This window comes from Novosphingobium sp. CF614, from assembly GCF_900113255.1.
In the GTDB taxonomy this organism is placed as follows: Bacteria; Pseudomonadota; Alphaproteobacteria; order Sphingomonadales; family Sphingomonadaceae; genus Novosphingobium.
Genome location: NZ_FOOR01000004.1, coordinates 101,463 through 121,594, shown reverse-complemented (window position 1 = coordinate 121,594; position 20,132 = coordinate 101,463). Strand labels below are relative to the sequence as shown.

The 20,132-nt window shown below is 66.0% G+C and carries 20 protein-coding genes; 13 read left to right on the top strand and 7 right to left on the bottom strand.

Annotated elements, in window-relative coordinates; all coding sequences use genetic code 11:
* Positions 1-79: 79 nt before the first annotated feature.
* The 6 genes from rpsD to rpiB form a co-directional block, all read right to left on the bottom strand.
* Positions 80-694: a 30S ribosomal protein S4 gene (gene rpsD, locus BM052_RS06695; RefSeq protein WP_091144749.1), complete on the bottom strand. Its 615-nt coding sequence runs from the start codon at positions 692-694 to the stop codon at positions 80-82.
* A 231-nt stretch (positions 695-925) separates the two neighbouring features.
* On the bottom strand, positions 926-2,068 hold the full coding sequence (locus tag BM052_RS06690; RefSeq protein WP_091144748.1) for a TrmJ/YjtD family RNA methyltransferase: 1,143 nt from the start codon (positions 2,066-2,068) through the stop codon (positions 926-928).
* A 53-nt stretch (positions 2,069-2,121) separates the two neighbouring features.
* Positions 2,122-2,598, bottom strand: a complete 477-nt coding sequence (gene nrdR, locus BM052_RS06685) for a transcriptional regulator NrdR (protein WP_091144746.1) — start codon at positions 2,596-2,598, stop codon at positions 2,122-2,124.
* 14 nt (positions 2,599-2,612) lie between these two features.
* Positions 2,613-2,855 (bottom strand): hypothetical protein, encoded by a 243-nt coding sequence (locus tag BM052_RS06680; RefSeq protein WP_091144745.1) that lies wholly within the window; start codon positions 2,853-2,855, stop codon positions 2,613-2,615.
* Positions 2,856-2,858: 3 nt separating this feature from the next.
* A complete protein-coding gene (glyA, locus tag BM052_RS06675; RefSeq protein WP_091144743.1) occupies positions 2,859-4,157 on the bottom strand; it encodes a serine hydroxymethyltransferase in 1,299 nt (432 codons plus the stop codon).
* Between the two features lie 22 nt (positions 4,158-4,179).
* On the bottom strand, positions 4,180-4,617 hold the full coding sequence (gene rpiB, locus BM052_RS06670) for a ribose 5-phosphate isomerase B (RefSeq protein WP_091144742.1): 438 nt from the start codon (positions 4,615-4,617) through the stop codon (positions 4,180-4,182).
* Positions 4,618-4,825: 208 nt separating this feature from the next.
* Between rpiB and BM052_RS06665 the strand changes: the two genes are divergently transcribed.
* Both BM052_RS06665 and BM052_RS06660 read left to right on the top strand, forming a co-directional pair.
* The gene (locus BM052_RS06665; protein WP_091144740.1) at positions 4,826-5,056 is read left to right on the top strand and encodes a hypothetical protein; all 231 of its coding nucleotides are present in this window, start codon (positions 4,826-4,828) and stop codon (positions 5,054-5,056) included.
* Complete coding sequence (locus BM052_RS06660) at positions 5,053-5,445, top strand: type II toxin-antitoxin system death-on-curing family toxin (protein WP_091144738.1); 393 nt, start codon at positions 5,053-5,055, stop codon at positions 5,443-5,445. Before BM052_RS06665 ends, BM052_RS06660 begins: the two co-directional genes overlap by 4 nt.
* 199 nt (positions 5,446-5,644) lie before the next feature.
* Here BM052_RS06660 and BM052_RS06655 read toward each other — a convergent pair whose 3' ends face one another.
* Entirely contained in the window at positions 5,645-5,908 is a 264-nt protein-coding gene (locus BM052_RS06655; RefSeq protein ID WP_218151525.1) for a PAAR domain-containing protein, read from the bottom strand.
* A gap of 173 nt (positions 5,909-6,081) precedes the next feature.
* On the opposite strand from BM052_RS06655, the gene BM052_RS06650 reads away from it, so the two are divergent.
* The 11 genes from BM052_RS06650 (at position 6,082) to BM052_RS06600 (ending at position 20,131) form a co-directional block, all read left to right on the top strand.
* Positions 6,082-7,233: a type VI secretion system protein TssA gene (locus BM052_RS06650; RefSeq protein WP_177198360.1), complete on the top strand. Its 1,152-nt coding sequence runs from the start codon at positions 6,082-6,084 to the stop codon at positions 7,231-7,233.
* Between the two features lie 141 nt (positions 7,234-7,374).
* Positions 7,375-7,884, top strand: coding sequence for a type VI secretion system contractile sheath small subunit (gene tssB, locus BM052_RS06645; protein WP_091144734.1), 510 nt, complete (start codon positions 7,375-7,377; stop codon positions 7,882-7,884).
* Between the two features lie 6 nt (positions 7,885-7,890).
* Positions 7,891-9,387 carry a type VI secretion system contractile sheath large subunit gene (gene tssC, locus BM052_RS06640; protein WP_091144732.1) on the top strand — a complete coding sequence of 499 codons (1,497 nt, stop codon included), beginning with the start codon at positions 7,891-7,893 and terminating at the stop codon, positions 9,385-9,387.
* An 18-nt stretch (positions 9,388-9,405) separates the two neighbouring features.
* Complete coding sequence (tssC, locus tag BM052_RS06635; RefSeq protein WP_091144731.1) at positions 9,406-10,836, top strand: type VI secretion system contractile sheath large subunit; 1,431 nt, start codon at positions 9,406-9,408, stop codon at positions 10,834-10,836.
* Positions 10,836-11,306: a type VI secretion system baseplate subunit TssE gene (tssE, locus tag BM052_RS06630; RefSeq protein WP_091144729.1), complete on the top strand. Its 471-nt coding sequence runs from the start codon at positions 10,836-10,838 to the stop codon at positions 11,304-11,306. The genes tssC (BM052_RS06635) and tssE overlap by 1 nt, the downstream gene beginning before the upstream one ends.
* Positions 11,307-11,310: 4 nt before the next feature.
* The gene (gene tssF / locus BM052_RS06625; protein WP_091144728.1) at positions 11,311-13,125 is read left to right on the top strand and encodes a type VI secretion system baseplate subunit TssF; all 1,815 of its coding nucleotides are present in this window, start codon (positions 11,311-11,313) and stop codon (positions 13,123-13,125) included.
* Positions 13,122-14,210, top strand: coding sequence for a type VI secretion system baseplate subunit TssG (gene tssG, locus BM052_RS06620; protein ID WP_091144726.1), 1,089 nt, complete (start codon positions 13,122-13,124; stop codon positions 14,208-14,210). The genes tssF and tssG overlap by 4 nt, the downstream gene beginning before the upstream one ends.
* Positions 14,211-14,388: 178 nt before the next feature.
* Complete coding sequence (tssH, locus tag BM052_RS06615) at positions 14,389-17,046, top strand: type VI secretion system ATPase TssH (protein WP_091144724.1); 2,658 nt, start codon at positions 14,389-14,391, stop codon at positions 17,044-17,046.
* A gap of 49 nt (positions 17,047-17,095) precedes the next feature.
* Positions 17,096-17,569: an Hcp family type VI secretion system effector gene (locus tag BM052_RS06610; protein WP_177198359.1), complete on the top strand. Its 474-nt coding sequence runs from the start codon at positions 17,096-17,098 to the stop codon at positions 17,567-17,569.
* 76 nt (positions 17,570-17,645) lie between these two features.
* On the top strand, positions 17,646-19,505 hold the full coding sequence (locus BM052_RS06605; RefSeq protein WP_091144722.1) for a type VI secretion system Vgr family protein: 1,860 nt from the start codon (positions 17,646-17,648) through the stop codon (positions 19,503-19,505).
* Entirely contained in the window at positions 19,505-20,131 is a 627-nt protein-coding gene (locus BM052_RS06600) for a DUF6931 family protein (RefSeq protein WP_091144720.1), read from the top strand. Before BM052_RS06605 ends, BM052_RS06600 begins: the two co-directional genes overlap by 1 nt.
* Position 20,132 lies beyond the last annotated feature (1 nt).

Genomic DNA, 20,132 nt, shown 5'->3' with positions numbered 1-20,132 from the left:
CGTGGATGTTTGGCCGGCGGACAAGAAAAAAGGCGATGGCCAGCGCCACCGCCTTTTTTTGGTTCCAAATGGAGCCGGATCAGCGCGAGTAGAACTCAACGACCAGGTTCGGTTCCATCTTCACCGGATAAGGCACTTCGTCGAGCGTGGGGACGCGCACGAAGGTGATCTTGTCGGTGCCGTCGACCGCGACGTAGTCCGGGATATCGCGCTCGGGCAGGTTCTGCGCTTCGATGATGAGCGCCATTTCCTTGGCCTTGTTGCCCAGGCTGATGATGTCACCCACCTTGACGCGGCGCGAGGCGATGTTGCACTTCACGCCGTTCACGCGGATGTGGCCGTGCGAAACGATCTGGCGGGCGGCGAAGATGGTCGGCGCAAACTTGGCGCGGTACACCACCATGTCCAGGCGCTGTTCGAGCAGGCCGATCAGGTTCTGGCCGGTGTCGCCCTTCATGCGGCTGGCTTCCTGGTAGGTCGCCTTGAACTGCTTCTCGGTCACGTCGCCGTAGTAGCCCTTGAGCTTCTGCTTGGCGCGCAGCTGGATGCCGTAGTCCGAGAGCTTGCCCTTGCGGCGCTGGCCGTGCTGGCCGGGGCCATAGCTGCGGCGGTTGACCGAGCTCTTGGGGCGGCCCCAGATGTTCTCGCCCATGCGGCGGTCGAGTTTGTACTTGGCGCTCTTGCGCTTCGACATAAGTCGTCTCCGTTCTGCTTGTCGCATGGCCACCGCGGCCTGCGATCCGTCGTTCCCCGGGGCGCACCATCACCGCCTATTGCGCGGGATGCGGCCGCCGCTTCACCGGGTTGCGGGGCCGAATGGGCGAACTGCCGGAAACGGGCAGGTGCCATGTGAAGGCGTGGCCCTTACGGGCTGGGGCCGGAAAGTCAAGCGCAAGCTGAAAGCAGGACAGTCGCCGGCAAAACCTCAGCCGCGCGGCCGGCGCGGCTTTTCGAGGCTGGAAAGAACGCCGCGCATGGTGCGTACTTCCAGGTGGTTCCAGCCTGGCTTGGTCAGCAGGTTGCGCAAGGTCAGCCGGTTGGCGGCGGCGCGAGTCTCTGGCCAGAAGTAGTTCTTCTCTTCCAGCAGCCGCTCGAAATGGCCGATCAGCCCTTCGAGCTCGTCCTGCGGGGCGGGGGGCAGCAGCTCCTCCACCGTGGGCTGTTCGAGGCCCGCGTTCCTCGACCACTCATAGGCGCACAGGATCACCGCCTGGGCCAGGTTGAGCGAGGCGAACGCGGGATTGATCGGCACTGTCAGGATCGCGCGGGCGAGCGCGACGTCCTCTGTCTCCAGCCCCGAGCGCTCGGGACCGAAGACATAGGCGGAGCGCCCCGCCGCCGCGTGAACCTCGCGTGCGGCTTGCTCGGGCGTGACGACCGGCTTGGTGACGCCGCGCTTGCGCACGGTGGTGGCATAGACGTTCGCGCAGTCGGCCACCGCCTCGGCCAGGTTTTCGAACACCCGCGCGCCTTCCAGCACCACGTCGGCGCCGGCCGCGGCGGGGCCGGCCGAAGGATTGGGCCAGCCGTCGCGGGGGGTGACGAGCCGCATCTCGGTCAGCCCGAAATTGAGCATCGCGCGCGCGGCCTTGCCGATGTTCTCGCCCAGCTGCGGGCGGACGAGGACGATGACGGGGGGAAGGGGCGGGCGGCGCGCGGCCCTTCGAGACGGGCCTTCGCCAAGACTCGGTCCCTCCTCGGGGCGAACGGAAGCGGGACTCCGTGTTTCCCCACTTCGTTCGTCATGAGGAGGGACCGAAGCCGCAGGCCGAGGGGCCGTCTCGAAGGACCCGCGCCGGCGTGCCAGCCGCTGCACCGCTTCCCAGTCCCGCTGGATCAAGGCCTCCTTCTTCGCTCGTGACCAGCCCTTGATCCGGCGTTCCGCTTCCAACGCTTCGACGCGCGATGGGAACTCGTCCGCCCAGGCCAATTCCACGGGCCGCCGACCGTGTGCGTATCCGGCGAACGTGCCGTCATGATGCTGCGCAACGCGGCGTTCAAGGTCGTCCGTGTGGCCGGTGTAGTAACTGCCATCGGCGCAGCGGAGGATGTATGTCCAGAATGCCATTGTCGCGTCTCAACTTGCCTCGGCTTCGTTCGGGACGAACGGGGGGTGGAGAACTACCCCTTGCTGATTTCGCGCACGGCGCCCGCGAATTCCTCGAAGTCCCTGGCTTCGTTGAAGGCGCGGTAGACCGAGGCGAAGCGGATGTAGGCGACCGAGTCGAGCTGGCGCAGTCCTTCCATCACCAGTTCCCCGATCATGCGCGAGGATACCTCCGCCTCCCCCGAGGTTTCGACCTGGCGCTGCACGCCGGAGACGAGCTGGTCGATCTTCTCGCGCTCGATCCCGCGCTTGCGGCAGGCCAGGGTGGCCGATTGCTCGATCTTCGAGCGGTCGAACGGTTCACGGCGCGGTTCGCCGGCCTTGTCGTTGCTCTTGACCACGGTGATCTCGCGCAGCTGGACGCGTTCGAACGTGGTGAAGCGCGCGCCGCAGCTCGAGCACTGGCGGCGGCGGCGGATGGCCGTGTTGTCCTCGGTCGGGCGGCTGTCCTTGACCTGGGAATCGTCGTGGGCGCAGAATGGACAGCGCATTCAGGCGTTGGCTTTCAATCCCGGGCGCCCTGGTCAGGACGGACCCGCTTGTAGAACTTGTAGCCGGCCCCGGCGGCCAGGCCCAGGCCGATCGAAACGAACGGCAGCATGGCACCGGCCACCGCCCCGATCGCGCCCCAGACCAGCACCGGCTTGGTCGAAGGATGGTCCAGCCCATCCTGCAGCATTCCGGCGAGTTCGTGGCGCGCGTCGCGGACGAAAGTGCCGGGATCGTGCGGGCGGCGGGGATCGGTCATCGGTCAGTCCTCGTAGATGGGGAAGCGATCGCACAAGGCTTCGACGCGCGCGCGCACTTTCTGCTCCACCTGGGCGTCACCCTGTTCGCCGCACTTGGCAAGCCCGTCGAGCACGTCGGCGATCATATTGCCGATCTCGCGGAACTCCTCGGCGCCGAAGCCGCGCGTGGTGCCCGCCGGGGACCCCACGCGGATGCCGCTGGTCTTCATCGGCGGCAGCGGGTCGAACGGGATGCCGTTCTTGTTGCAGGTGATGCCGGCGCGTTCCAGAGCCTCGTCGGCGTCCTTGCCGGTCACGCCCAGCGGCGAGAGGTCGACGAGCGCCAGGTGCGTGTCGGTGCCGCCCGAGACGATCTCCGCCCCGCGCGACTTGAGCGTCTCGGCAAGGACCTTGGCGTTTTCCACCACCTTGCGGCAGTAGTCCTTGAACTCGGGGCGCAGCGCTTCGCCGAAGGCCACCGCCTTGGCGGCGATGACGTGCATCAGCGGGCCGCCCTGGAGTCCGGGAAACACCGCCGAGTTGATCTTCTTGGCCAGCGCCTCGTCATTGGTGAGGATCATGCCGCCGCGCGGGCCGCGCAGGGTCTTGTGCGTGGTGGTGGTGGCGATGTGCGCGTGTGGGAAGGGCGAGGGGTGAACGCCCGCCGCCACCAGTCCGGCGAAGTGGGCCATGTCGACCTGGAACAGCGCGCCCACGCTATCGGCGATCGCGCGCATGCGGGCGAAGTCGATCACGCGCGGATAGGCGGAGCCGCCGGCGATGATGAGCTTGGGCTGATGCTCCCTGGCCAGCGCCTCCACCTGGTCGTAGTCGATCAGGTGGGTGTCCCGGGTGACGCCGTACTGCACCGCGTTGAACCATTTGCCGCTCATCGCCGCCTTGGCCCCGTGCGTGAGATGGCCGCCGGCATCCAGGCTCATGCCCATCACGGTATCGCCCGGCTTGACCGTGGCCAGCAGGACCGCGCCGTTCGCCTGCGCGCCCGAGTGGGGCTGGACATTGGCGAACTGGCAGCCGAACAGCTGCCTGGCGCGTTCGATCGCCAGCGTCTCGACCGCGTCCGATGGTTCGCAGCCCTGGTAGTAGCGCTTGCCGGGGTAGCCTTCGGCGTACTTGTTGGTAAGCACCGAGCCTTGCGCCTCCAGCACCGCCTTGGAGACGATGTTTTCCGAAGCGATCAGCTCGATCTGCTTGCGCTCGCGCTTGAGTTCCTGGCCGATCGCCCGGGCGACGGCGGGGTCGCTGGCCGCGATGCTTTCAGTGAAGAAGCCGGGAGAACGGATGGCGGTTTCGACGGTCATGATGCGTTGGGCCTTTTGCGGATCAGCAGGAAGGATTGGAAAGCTTTTCGACGCGGCCGGCATGGCGGCCGCCTCCGAACGCGGTCGCCAGGAAGGCGTCGAGACAGGCCTTGGCCATGTCGACCCCGGTCAGGCGCGCGCCCATGGCGATGCAGTTCGCGTTGTTGTGCTCGCGGGCGAGCGCCGCCGAAAGCGGCTCTGACACCAGCGCGCAGCGCAGCGCCGGATGGCGGTTGACCGCGATCGAGATGCCGATGCCCGATCCGCACAGCGCCACGCCGTAGTCGGCGGTGCCGTCGGCGACGACCGCGGCGAGCTTGTAGCCGTAGTCGGGATAATCGACCCGGTCGGCGGTCTCCGGGCCAAGGTCGGCGACTTCGTGACCGAGGCCGATGAGGTATTCGCGCAGTTCGGCCTTGAGGTCGACGGCGGCATGGTCCGAGGCAATCGCGATGCGCATGGGAGAGGGGGCCTGTCCTTCTCGCGGGGGGAGTCGTTACGCGCCCCCTTAGTCTTCAGTTCGCCGCATTGCCAGTGCCGCGGGCGATCGCAGGTGCCCGCAATCGTCAAAACGCCGGTTTTGGGAGCACGGCATGCCAGTGGATATCCGGATTTCTTGAAGTTTCATGATATTTCATGATAAGCGGGGAACGGAATGGAGGTGCATTATGGCGTCCAAGGCTCGTGAAAAGTTCGCAACCCAGGTCGATGCAAAGATCCTCTCCGCCGTTCGCGGCCTTGCCCAGAGCGAGGGGCGGCAGATTCAGGCGTTGATCGACGAAGCGCTGAGCGATCTGATCGAGAAGCGCAGGCGCAGCCAGCCGCGTGCGCATGTGATGGAGGCCTATCAGGGCAGCCTCGAAAAATTCGGCGGGCTATACAAGAAGCTTGCTGAGTGACGGACTATCTGACGACGATCGAGGTCCTTGCCATTCACGCGGATCAGATCGGTCGTTACGGCGGTTCCGACGGGATGCGTGATCCCGGTCTGCTGGAGGCCGCCCTGTTTCGCCCCCAGACTGGATATTACGCCGATCTGATCGAAGAAGCGGCGGCGCTTTGGGAAAGCATGGCGCAAAATCACCCGTTCATCGATGGCAACAAACGCACGGCCTTTGCCGTGACCTACACTTTTCTCGCCATCAACGGCGCGCATGTCACGGCCGGCGCTGAGGAAACACATGCCTTCATCATCGGTCTCCACGAAACCGGAAACTTTGAATTCACCCATTTGGCGGCCTGGCTGCGCGACAACACCGCCTTCATTCCACCGCGCAACCAACAATAAGGCGCCTCAAGACTGCCAGCCGTCGTTCACCCAGCTATCATTCGCGAAGCCTTTCGCCACGGCTCCGAACCTGATGGGGTATATAACCTAATAGGTTAATCTTGTCAAGGCAAAAGTGTGCAATCAGTTCCGTGCCCCTCGTCCCTGCGAACACCGTCCCTGCGAACACCGTCCCCGCGAACACCGGAAGCGCCTTGCCCTATCCGCCCACGATCACCGTCGGCAGGCCGAGCACGATCACGCCGCCGTGGGCGGTCATGTCGCCGATGCGGGCCTGGGGCATGTTCTGGGTAAGGACCGTCGCGCTGCCCTTGACGATCACGTCCGGCGGCCCGACGCAGACGCATTGGTCGGAAACCCGCGCCGCCGGGAGCGCACCGATCAGCACCGTCGGCGCGCCCGGGGCCAGGATCGGCCCGCCGACATGCGGCACCACGCCCGTCACCATCGGGCATGTATGCATGTCGGTAAGTCGTGATGCGGGGGGCAATAGAGTTGCCTTCTGAATTAGCTTTGGATCGATCTGCCGAGGTAACTTACGGCGCGCGGCCAAGTCGCGCAAAAAAAAAGTGGAGTGGGCGCGGGAAAGCTGTAAATTCAACTTGGTTAAGAGGGGATGATGGGGCGAAGCGTGGCGTGCTGATAGACGAAGAACGACGGCAGGCAATCCTTGCGCCGATTGACAATTCGGTCGGAATAGACGGGCGCGAGGATGAAGGCGCGGCCGGTAACCTGCTGCGCGAGATCCGTTCGCAGCGCAAGGCGATCGTCCGGCTGGAGCAGACCGCGGCGATGACCGACGACGACCTGGTGCTGCCCGACGGCGCCTGGGACTGGGAAGCGCTGGCCGAGAATTCGATCGAGTACCTTTCGGATCACGGCAAGGACCTTGAGCCGATGACGGTCCTGATCGAGGCTGCCGCGCGCCATGACGGGCTGGGCGATCTGGCCGCCGCGATGGCGCTGCTGGCCGACCTGGTCGAGGCGTACTGGGACCAGGGGCTCTATCCGGCCGAGGACGAGGACGGCGTCGAGACCCGGTTCCAGCCGCTCTCGGGCCTGAGCGGCGGCAGCACCGACAAGGACGGCGCGCTGATCCAGCCGGTGCGCAAGCTGGTGATCGCGCGGACCGGCGGGGGCGATCTTCGGCACCTCGACAAGATCCGCGCCGATGCCGCGATGACCGCCTCCCAGGGGCTGTCGGGCGATCAGAAATCCGCCCGGATCGAGGAAGCGAGCGAACTCTACCGCGAGATCGAGGCGCATGCGCGGCACCTCCCGGGCGAAGTGCTGACCCGGGCCGCGGCGCTGGCCGGCGCGGCCGAACAAGGCTGGCGCCGGGCGATCGGCTTCATTTCCGAACGGACCAAGCCGCAGTTCCCCGGCGCCTCGCGCCTGACCGACGAGCTGCGCGCGATGCGCGAGTGGCTCGAAGGAATGGCGCCGACCGTCGCGGCTGCCGCCGAGGCCCCCGGGGACGAGCTGGCATCGCCGGGCGAGCCGGGTGCCGCCGCGCCGGCGGCGGCCGGCGGCGGCTTCGTGGCGGGCAAGATCACGCGGCGCGAGGACGCGCTCAAGGCAATTGGCGCCGCGGCCGATTATTTTCAGCTCAATGAACCGCTCTCGCCGCTTGGTGTAACGCTGCGCGAGGTTGACCGCAGGGCGCGAATGAGTCTTCATGATTTGCTTAGCGAGCTTATTCCAGACGATTCGGCTCGTCGGGACTTCTACTGGCGTTCGGGTATCAAGCCGCCCGCGGAAGACGATAACAACAACGGCGGTTATTAACACGGCCCCTTCGGGGACCACGGGGGGATCCCGGACAGGCCGGGTCCTTTGCAATCGAGGAAATCGAGGCCCTTGTAAGTCAGGCATGATCGGGCGTTTCGCCAAGCTTGCCGTCAAGGGGCGCAATCGAGGGAGAACGAAATGGCGGACTCGGTACACGACAAGCTGAAGAGGGTGCGCAAGCCGCGCGTCCACATCACTTACGACGTCGAGACGGAAGGGGCGCAGGAAATCAAGGAACTGCCCTTCGTCGTCGGCGTGATGGGTGATTTCTCGGGCGATTCGGCGGTTCCCAAGAAGAGCCTCAAGGAACGCAAGTTCATCGACCTGAAGAAGGACAAGTTCGACCAGGTCATGGCCCGCGTCGAGCCGGCGGTGAAGATGAAGGTCGAAAACACCCTCGAGAAGAACGGCAAGGAGTTCGAGGTGAACCTCAAGTTCTCCTCGATGGACGATTTCGAACCCGAAAAGATCGTCGAGCAGGTGGAGCCGCTTCGCAAGCTGATGGAGACCCGCAACCGCCTGCGCGACCTGATGGCCAAGGCCGACAGCTCGGAAGAGCTCGAAAGCCTGCTCGAGCAGATCCTGGGCGACCAGGAGAAGCTGAACCAGCTTTCCGCGCAGCTCGGCAGCGGCGAACCCTCGGAGTAAGAGACAATGGCAGATACCGAAACCCAGGGCGCCGGCGCGGTCCAGACCGAAACCGTAGACGCTCCGCTCAGCCTGCTCGACGCGGCGATCAGCGTCACCAAGCAGACCGAACCCAGCCGCGTCGAGGAACTGATGCGCACGCTCGCCCAGGAGGCGACCAGCGGGACCGTGCAGTTCGACAAGAACATGACGGTCACCCTGCGCAAGGCGATCGCCCGGCTTGACGAGCAGATTTCCGAACAGCTCGCGGCGATCATGCACGCCGAAAAGTTCAGGAAGCTCGAAGGCACCTGGCGCGGCCTGCACTACCTGGTGAAGAACAGCGAGGTCAGCACCACGCTGAAGATCCAGATGTTCAACGCGACCAAGAAGGAAATCGCCAACGACCTCGCCAAGGCGACCGACTTCGACCAGTCGACGCTCTACAAGAAGGTCTACGAGGAGCAGTTCGGCACCGCCGGCGGCAAGCCGTTCGGCGCCCTGGTGGGGGACTACTACTTCACCAAGCATCCCGACGACGTCGAACTGCTGACCAATATCTCGAGCGTGGCGGCGGCGGGGTTCACTCCGTTCCTTTCGGCCGCCGATTCCAACGTCTTCGGCATGGACTCCTACAAGGAACTGTCCAAGCCGATGGACCTCAAGCAGCTGTTCGAGACCGCCGACTACACCAAGTGGAATTCGTTCCGGCAGTCCGAGGATTCGCGCTTCGTCACGCTGACGATGCCGCGCGTGCTGGCCCGCCTGCCCTATGGCAAGGAAACCAAGCCGGTCGAGGCTTTCGCCTACGAGGAAGCGCCGTTCGACGCGAACGGCGCGCCCAAGTCGATGGAGCATGACGACTATTGCTGGATGAACGCGGCCTATGCGCTCGCCGCGCGCATGACCGATGCTTTCGCGCAATACGGCTGGTGCACCGCGATCCGGGGGGCCGAGGGCGGTGGCAAGGTTTCGAACCTGCCGACCCACGTCTTCCAGTCGGATGACGGCGACCTCGACACCCAGTGCCCGACCGAGATCGGCATCACCGACCGCCGCGAGAAGGAACTGTCGGACCTCGGCTTCCTGCCGCTGTGCCATTACAAGGATACCGATTACTCGGTGTTCTTCGGGGCGCAGACCACGCAGAACCCCAAGAAGTACGATCGCCCGGAGGCGACCGCGAACGCCGCGATCTCGGCCCGCCTGCCCTACATCATGGCGACCAGCCGCTTCGCCCATTACCTGAAGGTCATGGCGCGCGACAAGATCGGCTCGTTCATGGAGGCCAGCGACTGCGAGACCTGGCTGAACCGCTGGATCATGAACTACGTCGACGCGACCGAGGGCGCCGGCCAGGAAGCGCGCGCCAAGTATCCGCTGCGCGAGGCGCGGGTAGAGGTGAAGGAAGTGCCGGGGGCGCCGGGTTCCTACAGCGCCGTCGCGCACTTGCGGCCCTGGCTCCAGTTCGAGGAATTGACCACGTCGATGCGCCTGGTTGCCCGCATCCCGACGGCGTCCTGACGGGGGCGCCCGGTCGCCATGGCGTCGTCGCCGACACTCGCCGAAGGGCAGGGGGCGACGACGCCACTGGCGGACCCCGATATCGCGGAGCCGGATGCGGTCGTTCGCGAAAGCGCCGACCTCGAACGCCTTCGGGCGACGGCCGCTGGCCTGATCGCCCGGATCGACCGCGATCTGGGAAAGCAGCTCGACGTGATCCTGCATCACCCCGCGCTGCAAAAGCTCGAGGCGCTGTGGCGCGGGACCTGGTGGCTGCTGGACAGCATCGAGGATCCCGCGGTCCGCCTGCGCATCCTCGACGTGCGCTGGACCGAGATCGCCCGCGATCTCGAGCGCGCGCTCGCTTTCGACCAGAGCACGCTGTTCGATCTGGTCTACAGCCAGGAATTCGGAATGCCGGGCGGCAAGCCCTATGGCGTGATGGTTGTCGACCACGATATCTCCCATCGCCTCGGGCGCGGCGGCAAGGTGGACGATGTCGAAGTGCTCGAAGGCCTGATGGAAGTGGCCGCGGCCGCGTTCTGTCCGTTCGTGGTCGGGGTCAGCCCGTCGATGCTCTCGCTGGACGGGCTTGACGAGCTCGATTTGCGCCAGGATCTCGGCGCGACTTTCGCCGATCCCTCGTTCGCCCGCTGGAACCGCATCCGCATGCGTCCCGACAGCCGCTTCGTCGGCGCGGTGCTGCCGCGCCTGCTGGTGCGCCGGTCGCATCGCGGCCGCGACCATCCACGCCTGGGCTTCGTCTATGACGAGAAGGTTCGCGACGGGCGTGACATGGTGTGGATTCACGGCGGCTTCGGGGTCGCCTACGTGACCGCCCGCGCCATGGCCCGGCACCGCTGGCCGGCGGCGATCCGGGGGACCCTGCCGCCGGGCGAAGCCGGCATCGTCGAAGGGCCGGTCCGCCATTTCCTGCCCGGCGACCGCAGCGGCGTGGTCGCGCGCTTCGCGGTCGAGAACGCCGTCTCCGAGGACCAGGAAATGGCGCTCAACGAACAGGGCATCCTGGTCCTGCGCCAGCTTCACCTGACGGGATCGGCGGCCTTCATGAACCTGCCGAGCCTGCATCGCCCGCCCGACTATGATGGCGAGGCGGCGCGGATGAACGCGAAGATGGGGGCGATGCTCAACTACATCTTCTGCGTCGCCCGCTTCGCCCACTACGTGAAAGTCATCGCGCGCGACTGGGTGGGCAAGTACAACGATGCGCGCGAATGCGAGCGACTGCTGCAGCAGTGGCTGCACGGCTACGTCACCGGCAACGATGACGCCTCGCCCGAGATGCGGGTGAAATACCCGCTGCGCGAAGGGCAGGTGAGCGTGCACGAAGTGCCGGGCAAGCCGGGCAGCTACGGCTGCGAGATCCACTTGCGCCCGCACTACCAGCTCGACCAGATCACGTCGGAGTTCCGCCTGACCACCGTGATCGGCAACGAGGCCGCCGCCTGATGGCCCGGATCATCACCCAGTCGCTGATCGATCGGCTGATCGACGACGATCCGCAAGCGGCCGCCGACCCGCAGGAAACCGAGGACGAGGCGGTGACGCGCTACAAGATCGCGCTGCGCCGGGATCTTGAAAGCCTGCTCAACACCAAGCGGCCCTACCTGCCGCTGGTCGACCGGTACGAGGGGCTCGACCGCACCATTCTGGGCTACGGCATCCCCGATCTTTCGACCGAGGACATGTCGGTGCCGGTGGTGCGGGATCGGACCCGCCGCGTGATCGCCCAGGTCATCCGCGAGCACGAACCCCGGCTTTCCGACATCGAGATCGAGCTGGACGAGGGGCCCACGTCGCGCGGGATGCGCCTGCGCATCTCGGCGGTGCTCAATGTCGTGCGGAGCGAGGAAACGGTCGTCTATGAAGCCAGCGTGCGTCCTGGCGACCGCACCATCGAAGTGAACTTGTCCGGCTGATGCGATGATCGATGACCTGATTGCCTACTATCAGCGCGAGCTGGACTATCTCAAGCGCAATGCCGGTGCCTTCGCGGAGGCTTACCCGCGCTATGCCGCGCGCCTCAAGATCAGCCGCGATGCGATCGAGGATCCGCATGTCAGCCGCCTGATCGAATCGGTCGCGTTCCTGAACGGCCGGCTGCGGCACAAGCTGGACGAGGAGTATTCCGAGCTTTCGGACGCGCTGCTGCTGACGCTTTACCCGCACCTGATCCAGCCCTTGCCCTCGCTGATGGTGGTGCGGCTGGAGCCGGAGGCGGACATGGCCGAGCCCGTGACCGTGCCCGGGGGGACGATGATCTCCACCGAGGAGATCGACGGGGTAGCCTGCCGTTATCGCCTGTGCGGCGATACGCGCCTGCTGCCGCTGCGACTTGCCGAAGCCTCGATGATCGGCCCGCCCTTCGAAGCGCCCCCGGTGGGCATGGGCGGCGCGCGCGGCATGCTGAGGCTGACTTTCGAGACCACCAGGCCGGAGGTCGATCTTGCCGCGCTCGAGATCGAAAAGCTGCGCCTGTTCATCAAGAGCGACGGGCGCCGCGCGCAGATCCTGCTAGAACAGCTGGGGGCGAACCTGCTGGGGGTGGCGGTGGCCAGCGGCACCACCGATCCCAACGCGGTGCTGCTGGGGCCGGACAGCGTGCGCCTGCTCGGCCTGTCGGAGGACGAGCTGCTGCTTCCCCAGACCAGGACCGCGCGCAAGTCCTACGGCCTGTTGCAGGAGCATTTCGCCTATCCGCACAAGCACTTGTTCTTCGAGGTCTCGGGGCTCGACCGGCGTCTCATCAACGCCGCCGGCAACAGGTTCGACCTGTTCTTCTTCTTCGACCGCGTCTCCTCCGAACTCGAGCGCGTGGTGCGCGCCGACGATTTCGAACTGCATGCCGCGCCCGCGATCAACCTTTTCCCGGTGGAGGCGGAGCCGATCTATCTCGATCATACCTCGGTCGAATACCGGATCGTCCCCAGCGCCCGGCAGGAGGACGCGATAGAGGTCCACTCGGTCACCGGCGTCACCTTGCAGAAGGCGAGCGGCGAGCGCATCGAAACCCCCTCGCTCTATTCCTTCGAGCGCGGTTCGACCGAGCTTGGCGCGTTCTTCCATGCCATCGCGCGCCGTTCCAGCTTCAGCCCGGGCGGGGGCGACGACGTGTTCCTGACCATCGCCGATCTCCAGGCGCAATTGCTTGCCGAGGACACCACGGTGGTCAACACCAGCATCCTGGCGACCAACCGCGACCTGCCGGCGCGGTTGCCGTTCGGCGGCGGCCGGCCGCACCTGGCCGTCTCGGGCACGATCAACGGTCTCGCCGGCGTCAGCGCCTTGTCCAAGCCGACGCCGACCCGCCGCCCGGCGCGCGGGGAATCGGCGCACTGGAAGCTGATCGGCCAGCTTTCGCTCAATTACCTCACGCTGGTCGGCAACGAACTGTCGGGCGAGGCGCTGCGCGAGATCCTGGCGATCTACGATACCGGCAACACGCCAGACAGCGAATACTTGCGCGAGCGGCTGATCTCGGTCAGTTCCTCGCCGGGCGTCGCGCGATTGCGGTTCAAGGGGCATACCGCGATGTGCTCCGGGATCGACGTTACCCTGGAGATCGATGACGAGCGCCTGTCCGGCTCCGGTTCGTTCCTGCTGTGCGCGGTGATCGAGCGGTTCCTTGCCGGCGCCTGCGCGCTCAACAGCTTCGTGCGGGTGACCGCGCGCTTGCAGCGCGAGACCGGCGTGTGGAAGACTTGGCGGCCACGCATCGGCGATCGGCCGCTCATATGATTGCCGCCGCCGAACTGCTCGAGAGGATCAGGCGCTCCACTTTCGTCCAGGCCGCCCGCACGGTCCAGGGCTGGGCGCGCGGTGGCGGCAACACGGCCGAAGTCGGCCGCGACGACCTGCCCGCGGTCGAGCCGATCCGCTTTTCCGCGTCCGACCGCATGGGCCTGCCCGCGAACGACGTCGCCGGGGCCGACGCCGGGGGCGCGGGGCGCGGCGACGACCGGCAGGTGCGCGTCGTCTCCAATGTCATGGGCCTGGCCGGGGCGACGCCGGCGCTGCCCCCGCCCTACAGCGAGCTTCAGCTCCAGCGCCGGCGCGCGCGCGATTTCGCCCTTGGGCACTTCCTGGCGATCTTCGACCACCGCGCGCTCTCGTTCTTCTGGCGCATTGCCGAGAAGTATTCCTGGCCGCTGATGGCCGAACGCGCCGGCCGGGGGAAGCAGGACCCGGTCCAGGATGTGCTGGTGGCGCTGGCCGGGATCGGTCAGGAGGGCGCGCGCGACCGGTTGGATATCAGGGACCGCTCGCTGGTCACGCTGGTCGCGCATCTCGCCGATGTGCGCCGCAGCGCCGCGAGCGTCGAGACGGTGCTGCAAGTGCTGACCGGGCTGCCGCTGCGCATCGTCGAGGCGACCCCGACCTGGATGGCGGTGCCGCCCTCCGAGCAGACCCGCATCGGCGGAGCGCAGGCGCAGTTCGCCCAGTTGGGGCAGCCCGGCGACGAGGACGACCTGGGCGTGGGCGAAGCGGCGATGATCGGTGCCGCCGTGCTCGACGCGCAGCATCACTACGTGGTCGAAATCGGTCCGCTGACTTATCGTGAATTGCAGGACTTCTGCTGCAGGCGCGAATCGCGGCGCATCGTGGCGCAGCTTTGCGCGCTGGCCGCCGGCCTGGAGCAGCGGCCGTCCATGCGGCTGCTGATCGCGACGGCGGACATACCCGCGCTGCGGCTTGGCGATGCCGGCTCACCGGCGATGCTGGGCTGGACGACCTGGATGGGAACGCCGGTTCGCCCAGGGGGCATTGCCAACGATTGCCTGATCCCCATCGATCCCACTGCGATGATGCAAAAAACCAGTTGAGTAAGCCTTGGTCGCTTACTAGGCTGCCTTGATAGTGCCCGGAATAATGCCCGCGGAATTATTGTGTCATAAAGCCCATCTAACAGTCAGTTTTAATTGACGTAGGCAAAACGGCGGCCATGGTGCCGCACGCGCCAGCCGCGAAAAGCCGGAAAAAAGCCGAGAAAAGGGGGAGGGCGTGGAACTGAATCTCAAGAGCCTGATCGGGAAACTTGACGACACCTGCCGCATGGCGCTTGAAGCCGCCGCCGGCTTGGCCCTTTCGCGCACCAATTACGATATCGAGATCGAGCACTGGCTGAACCGGCTGCTGGACCGGCAGACTTCGGACCTGGCCGTGATCGCCAGCCACTTCGATGCCGACCTGGGGCGGATGACGCAGGACATCAACCGCCAGATCGATGGCTTCAAGACCGGCAACGGACGATCGCCGGCGATAGCCCCGAACCTGGTCAAGCTCATCCGCGAGGCCTGGCTGGTCGCCTCGCTCGAATATGGCTCCAGCCTGGTGCGTTCGGGCCACCTGCTGCTGGCGCTGCTGACCAGCAACGACCTGAACGGCATCGCGCGCGACGCCAGTTCGCAGTTCGCCAGGATCCCGGCCGAGACGCTGAGATCCGCCTTCGCCAAGATCACCGAAAGCTCGGAGGAAGCCGGGACGGCCCAGGCCGCTTCGGCGCCGGCCGGGCCGGGGAGCACGGCGGGCGGCGGCGCGCCGCAACCAGGTACTGCCGGCGGCGGCGAAGCGCTGGCCAAGTACTGCATCGACCTGACCCAGCAGGCGCGCGAGGGCAAGATCGATCCGATCTTCGGCCGCGATCCGGAAATCCGCCAGATCGTGGACATCCTCACCCGTCGCCGCCAGAACAACCCGATCCTCACCGGGGAAGCGGGCGTCGGCAAGACCGCGGTGGTGGAAGGTTTCGCGCTGCGCATCGTCCAGGGTGACGTGCCGGAAGCCTTGAAGAACATCCGCCTGCTCTCGCTCGACCTTGGCCTGTTGCAGGCCGGCGCGGGCATCAAGGGCGAGTTCGAGAACCGGCTGAAATCGGTGATCGAGGAAGTCAAGAAGAGCCCGACGCCGATCATCGTCTTCATCGACGAGGCGCACACGCTGATCGGCGCGGGCGGCGCCGAAGGGCAGAACGACGCGGCCAACCTGCTCAAGCCCGCGCTCGCGCGCGGCGAGATGCGCACGATCGCGGCGACGACCTGGGCCGAGTACAAGAAGTACTTCGAAAAGGACCCGGCGCTCACCCGCCGCTTCCAGGTGGTCAAGGTGGAGGAGCCGAGCGAGAACCTGGCGGTCGCCATGCTGCGCGGCCTGGTGCCGGTGCTGGAGAAGCACCACGGCGTGCGCATCCTGGGCGAGGCGCTGGAAGCCGCATCGGGCCTTTCGCACCGCTACATCACCGGCCGCCAATTGCCCGACAAGGCGATCTCGCTGCTGGATACCGCCTGCGCGCGCGTGGGCATCAGCCAGGCGGCGACACCCGCGCCGGTCGAGGACCTGGAACGCCAGATCGGCCTGCTCGATTCCGAAGTGCGGATGCTCGAACGCGAGGCCAAGGCCGGCGCCGACGTCAGGGCGAAGATCGAGGCCAAGGCGATCGAGCGCGAAGAGCTCGAGGCGGAGAAGGCGCGGCTGTCGGAAGTCTGGCAGGTCGAACTGGCGGCGGTGAAGGCCGTCGTCGAGGCGCGCAATGCCGTGGCCGACGCGGTAGAGGGTACGCCGGAATGCGAGGCGGCCATCGCCGCGCTTCGCGAGGCACAGGCGAAAGTCGCCGAGATTCAAGGCGAAACGCCGATGATCTACGACGTCGTCGATCACAACGTCGTCGCCGAAGTGCTCGCGGGATGGACCGGTATCCCCGTCGGCCGCATGGTCAGCGACGAGATCCGCTCCGTCCTGACCGTCGCCGAACAGCTTGCCCAGCGCATCAAGGGCCAGCCCTACGCGCTCGACATGATCGCCCATACCGTCAAGACCGCGCGCGCCGGCCTGGCCGACCCGCGCAAGCCGCTGGGCATCTTCCTGTTCTGCGGCACATCGGGCGTGGGCAAGACCGAGACGGCGCTGGCGCTGGCCGAACTGCTCTATGGCGGCGAGCAGAACATCACGACGATCAACATGAGCGAGTTCAAGGAGGAGCACAAAGTCTCCACCCTGGTCGGCGCCGCGCCGGGCTATGTCGGTTACGGCGAGGGCGGCGTGCTGACCGAGGCGGTGCGGCGCAAGCCCTATTCGGTGATCCTGCTCGACGAGATGGAAAAGGCCCACCCCGGTGTCCAGGACGTGTTCTACCAGGTCTTCGACAAGGGCATGATGAAGGACGGCCAGGGCCGTGACATCGACTTCAAGAACACCCTCATCATCATGACTTCGAACGCGGGCACCGACACCATCGAATCGCTGTGCCGGGCCCGGGGCAAGGACGAGATGCCGGCGCCGGAAGAGCTGGCGCAGGAACTGCGCCCGGCGCTGCTCGAATATTTCAAGCCGGCGTTCCTGGGCCGGGTGGCGACAGTGCCGTTCTTCCCGCTCGAGCAGGAGATCCTCAAGGAGATCGTGGTCATCAATCTCGACCGCATCCGCAAGCGGATCGAAACCAACTATGGTGCTGAGTTCGTTTGGGATGACGCGCTACTTGACCGGCTCACCGCGCGCTGTACTGAAGTGGAGAGCGGGGCGCGAAACATAGAAAACATACTAAAGCGTGGATTGCTCGCAGACCTTGCAGGCCAATTGCTGGAAATGCGCGCCGACGGAAAAACCGTTGGTCGCGTAGAGGTTACTGCTGGCGACGGCGCGGATTACGCGTTCGCGATCACTTGATCGAACGACCGAGCGCAAACGTTCGGATTTAAGTGGAAGGAGGCATGCAGTGGCTATTTTTCTCAAGATCGACAGCATCAAGGGCAGTTCGACTGACAATAACTTCAAGGACCAGATCGAACTCCTGAGCTTCAGCTGGGGCGCCGGCCTGGGCGTTGGCAGCCCTCGAGGTGGTGACCGCACCACCAGCGAGCCGAGCGTTTCGGAAATCACCACGACCAAGACCCTGGACAAGTCGTCGGAAGGCATCTTCAAGGCGCTTCTCAAGGGTGAGCCGGTCGGCAAGGGAACGATTTCGTTCGTCGCCGCGAGCAAGGGTGAATCGGTGGCCTTCGCCACGCTGGAGCTGGAGGACGTCATCATCTCGGGCTACAGCATGTCGAGCGGCGGCGCCGACCTGCCGAGCGAATCGCTCTCGCTGAATTTCACCAAGTTCGACTGGTCGTTCACGGGCCGCGACAGCAAGCTCGGCGGCAGCCCGACGCACCTGATCTACGACCTGGCCGCGAACAAGGTCGGTTGACGGGAACCGGCGTGGATGGCCGGCCCCTGGCCGGGCTGGTCACCCCGCGGGTCTCGTTTCGGCTGGGCAGGCAGGAATGGAGAAGCACCTTCTCAACCTTCGGGTCCTTGCGGACGCACCGATCGAGGATTACGCCCTGCTGGGCTTCGAAGGCCGGGAAGAGATTTCCCAGCCTTTCGACTATCGCCTTGAGCTTGTCACCAATTCCGATCCCGACCTGACCGGCTGGATCGGCAAGCTGGCCGAATTCGACATCTATCCCGGCCAAGGCCAGGAGCGCGTCTTCGCCGGCCGCATCTATGCCGCCCGCAAGGTCGTGGGCGACGAATTGACCCGCGTGTTCGTGCAGGTCCGCCCGGCCTATCATGCGCTGTCCTACGCCAGCGCCACCCATTTCATCCAGGACAAGACCAGCGTCGAGATCTTCGAGGGCATGACGGGCGACGTCACCGGCCTGGTCAAGACGATGTCGGTCAGCCCCCCGCCGCCCAAGCGCGGCTACGCCGTGCGCTATGACGAAAGCGAGATCGGCTTTCTCGGCCGCCTGCTGGCGCAGGACGGCATCATGTATTTCTTCGTCTACGATCGCAGTGCCGGCGCCTACCGGCACAAGATGATCGTGACCAACAAGCCGGCCGACTATGTGGATATCGCGGCCGGGCCGGTCCAGTTCATGGTCGGCGGCAAGCCCGGAGAGGTCGAGAGCCTCGAACGCCAGGTCGCCGCCGCGCCGCGCAAGCACAAGCACGTCTCGTTCAACGTCAATAAGCTCGACACGCCGTTCCTGAAGGCGAGTTCCTCGCCGGAGAGCTGGGGCGCGGTCTATAGCCACGAATACGAGACGATCGGTTTCGAGGCGCTGGCCGAAGGCGATGTCGCCGCGCGCCAGAAGGCGACCGACGAGCATGGATCGCAGAGCACCGACCGCGTCGAGGGCACTTCGACCGAGCCCAGCTTCATGGCGGGCGGACGCGCCGAGATCAAGGGCGGCGAGCCGCTGGCGCCCCGGCGCGTGGTGCTCACGTCGGTCTCCCACTCGGCCCACGATCCGTGGATGTTCCAGGACCCGGGAACCGCCACCTACAGCAACCACTTCACCGCGATCGACGCGGCCAAGTCCTATCGCCCCCCGGTCGACGTTCCCGCGCGGCAGGCGCCGGGGCCGATGCTGGGGGTGGTCTCGCTCGATGGCGCTTCGACCGGCGAGATCAAGGTCGACAAGGAATGGCGGGTGCCGGTCGCGATCTCGAACGCGCGGGACTATGACAAGTTCGACAAGGTGGTCTGGCTGCCGGTGCAGCAGCAATGGGCGCACGCGACCCACGGCGCGCAGTTCTTTCCGCGCGTCGGCACGCGCGTCATCATCGATTTCCTCTATGGCAACCCCGATCTGCCGTTCATCACCGGCACCGTCTACACGCCCGCGCAGGCCTATCCCTTCGACCCCGCCAGCAAGGTCACCCAGAGCGGCTGGCGATCGGTGACCGAGAAGAACGGCGCGATCGTCCAGGAATTCCATTTCGAGGACAAGAAGGGCGAAGAGGAAATCTACCTCTACACCGGCCGCGACTTTCGGCGCGAGATCGACAACGACGATTGGGGCACGGTCAAGAACAACCAGACGCTGGAAGTGCAGCAGGACCGCAAGCGCACGGTGAAGGGGCTGGAGACGGTGGACGTCACCAAGACCCGGACCGTCACCGTGACCGACAAGAACCTGCTCGAATCGAAGAAGGAGGTCGAGATCAAGGTCGGCCCCTCGACGATCAAGCTCACCATGCAGGGGATCGAGATCACCGCGCCGCAGATCACCATCAAGGCGGACGTCAAGCTGGACATGTCGGGCGGCGCCACCGCCGCGCTCAAGGCGCCCAAAACGGATGTCACCGCCGATGCCATGTTGACCCTCAAGGGCGGCATAGTGATGATAAACTGATGGCCGCGCAGTCCGCCTCGATTCCGCTTCGCTTCCAGCGCGCCGAGCTTGAAGCCAAGGCCGACCTCACGGCCGAGGGCCGCGCGCTGCTGGGCAAGATCGCACATCCTGAGCGGCTGGTCGGCGCGCTCGTCGATTCCGGCAACCGCCGCGACGCCGTCTATGCGCTGGCGCTGATGCTGCCGCATCGCCAGGCGGTCTGGTGGGCCTGCATGGCGGCGCGGGTGCTGCCGGATCTGGAGCGGCGCAAGCAGGACCTTGCCGCCGTCTCCTGGGCCGAGCGCTGGGTGCAGGGCGGCGCCAGCGCTGATGCCGAGCGGGCGGGCGAGCTTGCCAATGCCTGCGATCCGGATTTCGCGCCGGCCTGGGTGGCCACCGCCGCCTACTGGTCCGGCCCCTCGATCGCGCCGCGCGGGCAGCAGGCGGTGCCGCCGGCGCCGCATCTGCCGGGCGTGGCGGCCCGCATCGCGCTGCTGCTGCTTTCGCAGGATCCGGCGCTGGCGGGGCGTATCGCGCTGGGCGACTGGCTCGAAATAGGCCTGGCATTGATGAGTGGCGGGAATGGGAGCCAGGCACAGGCGGAGCTGCGAGGCAGGCTGGCGGTGCTCAAGCCCGCCGGGCAGTAAC